Genomic DNA, 4,083 nt, shown 5'->3' on the forward strand with positions numbered 1-4,083 from the left:
CATTAATACTCCTCCTGGAACCAGTAGGTTCCATAGGGCGGGCGGAATATCTCGCCGATGTCGCAGACACCGCCGACACAGTCATTGTCGCCGTCACCATCGCTGTCGCCCGCCGGTGTCCCCGGAGGCAACAGCAACCGCACCTGCCCGTCCTCGCCAAAGTGGACCGAGGGAGTGTCGGGGATGATCGGACCCAGAGGTATTATGCCCCGCCTGCCATCGACCAGGTCGACAATGTACAGGCGACCGTTGCCGGACTGCGGCTCGCAGACATTGATATCGTCCAGGAGGCTGCTGGGAGTGAAGGTGGTAAAGTAGGTCTTGCCGTTAAGTGTCAGCGACTTGGCGAGACTCTTTTCTCCCGAGTTCTGGAGGTCAATGCGCCAGCCGTTGGCTGCCCGCAATGCGGCCAGCGCAGTCGCCTGCTGGGCTTCGGTCCCTGTGTTAAGCGTATTCGCCGTTATGTCAAACAGGTCGCTGTTGTCCAGGGGGAGGAAGCAGCGGAAATCCGTGATCGTTTCCATATCCGCACACTCGGCCGCTGTGGGACGGGTGTCAGCATACGGCGCCACCCGCTCGTCGCGGATCATGTAAAAGCGATCATCCACATCCGTCGAGTTGGGATTGGTACGGTCTCCGGAGCCAATCAGCACTGCGTCCACAGGCTCGCCATCGAAGCGTATCCGAACCACATCCGGTGCATTGAAGAAGCGCCGGTCGGTCGCCACAGTGGACTCGCTCAACGCTGCCAGTTTGTTGATCTGCCACGCGGTCTGGCTGGAGGTCGGCAGAGTATTTCCCGGCATATCCACGCGCCAGACGTTGCCGCCCGCATCGGCGAAATAGATCCGGTCCGTCAGTTCGTCGCCGTTGCTGTCCAGCACCGTCACTTCCGCCGGCACCGCATGTTGCAGGCCTGACTCCTCCATATTCTTGGCACTGTTGCTGGCGGGAGTGACACTCCAGACCAGCTCACCGGTGGTGGCGTCGACAATAAAAATACCGCGCCCCATAACGTCGGGGGTCGCTATTCCGGTGGCATCCTTGCCGAGGTCATAACCGGCGCCGAAGATCAGTACCGGCTTCGGCACGCCTTCGCCATCCTTGTAGCCGGGGATTCGGGTTACCACCGGTTTCGACCAGGATTGCCCCAGCTCACCGAACCCGCTGTCGCCCGGGCCGATCGACCACAGGAATGCCGGGCTGTCGGGGTTGGAGACATCCAGTGCGTACAGGGAATTGCCACCGCGGCGCATGCCCATGTAGACGTAGGCCTTGTCCCCGTCACCGGAATCAATGGTGCCGTCCTTGTTCAGATCCACGGTATAGATGGCCGCGGTCAGGTCCATGCCGTATACATTATCCGCAGACAGGCCGTTCTGGCGGCGCAGCAACATGATCGGCGCCAGCTCCTTGGGGAAAAAGGCCCAACTTTCCTGGCCGGTATCGCTGCGGAACATGTGGACGAAACCGGCATTGGTCCCCACCACCAACCGCATGTCCGGCTCGTCCTGACTAAAGCCGGAACGGGCACCATAGTTCAGCACCTGTGGCTGGCTATGCAGGATATCCCCGAGAACCCAGCGGCGGGGTTCGTTGGTGATGCCGTCGCCGTCCTGGTCATAGGCATCATAGCCCAGCGCCCAGTTGATCTGGCGGTTCAGCGCCGTCTGATTGGCCACGCCGAACAGGTCGAACAGCTCGCTCTCCGATGCCAGTCCAAATGCATCCGCATCCACGTTGGTGCTGTTCAGCGCCTCCAGCGCGCCGCCGGTACCGGTGTCGCTGTAGACATTGCGGGTAGCCGGATCGCGGGCCGCCAGCAAGCCGCCGGCACCGCCCTGGTCTACCCGGCCGCCATCCTGGCTGCTGCCCCAGAAGGTGACAGCGGAGTCCTTGATGAAGCCGGTGGCAGGATCTATCGCCGGAGCGCCGTTGGCGTCGACCAGCACCGCCTCCCCGTCGTCGATCTCCAGCTTGAGCTTCTTGATATTGCCGGGCCAGTCCACCTGTTCGCCAGGCTTGAACATGGCATAGAAAATATCGTCGCGGCTCTGGGTCCGGGTAAAGGTGTCGACCGCCACCGCCGGCGAGGTGAAGGTGGTATCGGTGGAAAGGATACTGACGAGGGCACCCTGGAAGGCTTCCGTCAGCTCCTGGGCGCTGTTGGCAGTGTAGTACTGGCCCTTGCCCTTGTCCGCGGTATCGCTCAACAGCACCTGGTCCGTCGCGAAGCCGATGGTATAGGTAATGCCGAACTGATTGCCGTTGGTAGTGTCATTGTCCAGATCGGTGTTGGCCATGTACTCGGCCAGTTCCGGCAGACAGTTCTTGGTCATGCCCTGGCCGGAGGTGGCGTATTCGCTGCAGGTCTTGCCCGTCAGCGTTTCGATCCGACTGGTAGCGCTGGTATCGTTCTGCGGCTCCCCGTCGGTCATGATGATCACGTAGGTATACGCGCAGTCCGAAGCCGGTGAAATATAATCGCCGCCGCTTTCCGCCAGGGAATCCTTGGGTTGCGGATCGTCATACCACCACTGGCCATAGTAGTACGTTCGGTTGCTGGTGTTCTCAGGGGCTTTACTGTTACCCCACAGCACTTCCTCCCCCGCCAGGTAACGATAGGCTTCATAGAAAGACTCACACAAGGGGGTACTGCCGCTGTGCTCGGTTGCATTCACAATATCAATCAGGTTTTCGCGGTCACTGGAGGTCATGTTTTCTATGATCCGCCTGGTAACCCGGCCACCGTTGTAGCTTGTAGAGCGGTTCCCGTTCATCTCCAGCAGACCGAAGTCGATGCCGGGGTTGGTGCGGACAATACCGGAAATCACATCCTGGGCGATTGCCAGGCGGGTACGCGGCTCGACCAGGGAATCATCATGGAACCAGTCCAGATAATGCGAGGTGTAGAACGTGTAGGCCTGGTTACCCCAGTCCATGTCGAGATCAACGCTGGGGCCGTACTCACTGCCGGTGGCTACATTGTTCTGTGGGAAGCCCCCGGGGATGCCGCTGCCGTTGGCAGTGATGCCTTCGCTTTCATCGTTGCGACACTCCAGATGTCGCGGTGACTTGACGTTGGCGTTGAGCGCCTGCCAGGTCCCCACCTGAACGGTGTCGCCCGTGCACTCGCGGGTAACTGGCGCCTGGTAGACCCACGCCCGTCTGGCACAGCCGCCCCACCAATAAAACTGGGTGCACTCACGGCTGTAGCAGGCCCGGCCGTTGCTGCCGTTATTGCGCAGGGACGTTCCCTCCGGGCAGCTATCGACACAATCGCCGGCAATCACGGTGGAGTCCACCCAGCGCCGGGCCCGGTCTGCGGTGAAGTTACCTTCGCTCTCCAAAATGTCAAAAGACGATGCGCAGCGGTTGACGCTGGCATCGAACCAGTTGTTGCTGCCTACCGCGGGGGTAGTGCCATCCGTGGACCAGTAGATGCGCCCGCTGCCAAACTGGTTGTCGTAGTCATCCTCCTCCGGGTCGTAGGGCGGGCGCTGCTGATCCACCATGGTGGACATACTGCCGGAATCATCGAACACGATAAGCACCTTCGGCCGCCCCGTGTTCGAGGCGTCGAATTCCGCCCGATAGATCTCCGTATCATCCGCCAGCCCCGGGGCCGCAGTGAACATGGATGCCAGCACCAGCCCGGCCAGAAAAACCCGTATCAACTCACGCACCTTCATCAGCCTGTCCTCCTGCTGTCACAGCATCGCACGATAGCGGCCACGCCGCTCAGCCCTGCGACCCGATAACCGTTTTCACTACACCCAGTTCCATTCTTGAGCGCGCCTTGTTCTCTACATCATGCTCTGCCCTGATGCGATAGTAATCGCAGTCCAGCAAACCCACGCTGTTCCCGCCGCCCTCGGCGGGCGGGCGCGGACAGGTGCGATCTATAGCCACCAGAGTTACGTCGACATCCACCGATGCCGCCCCGTCGCGCAGATTGCGCAGGGGATGATCATCATCGCCAATGCCGGCAAACGGCAGGGGCACATCGACCCGGCGAAAGGGGTCATTCCCCGTTCCCGCCAGACCCAGGGCCGCATAAATACCGGCTTCCGTTGCCTGGAA

2 protein-coding genes are annotated in these 4,083 nt (G+C 61.0%); both read right to left on the bottom strand.

The genetic code is table 11. The features are described 5' to 3' along the window. Positions 1-2: 2 nt before the first annotated feature. Entirely contained in the window at positions 3-3,692 is a 3,690-nt protein-coding gene (locus RJQ10_RS06875) for a pilus assembly protein (RefSeq protein WP_350144960.1), read from the bottom strand. A gap of 49 nt (positions 3,693-3,741) precedes the next feature. Further along, positions 3,742-4,083 (bottom strand): hypothetical protein (locus RJQ10_RS06880; protein ID WP_350144962.1); only part of this gene is annotated, 342 nt, incomplete at its 5' end.

Source organism: Haliea sp. (genome assembly GCF_040222615.1).
Classification (GTDB): Bacteria; Pseudomonadota; Gammaproteobacteria; order Pseudomonadales; family Halieaceae; genus Haliea.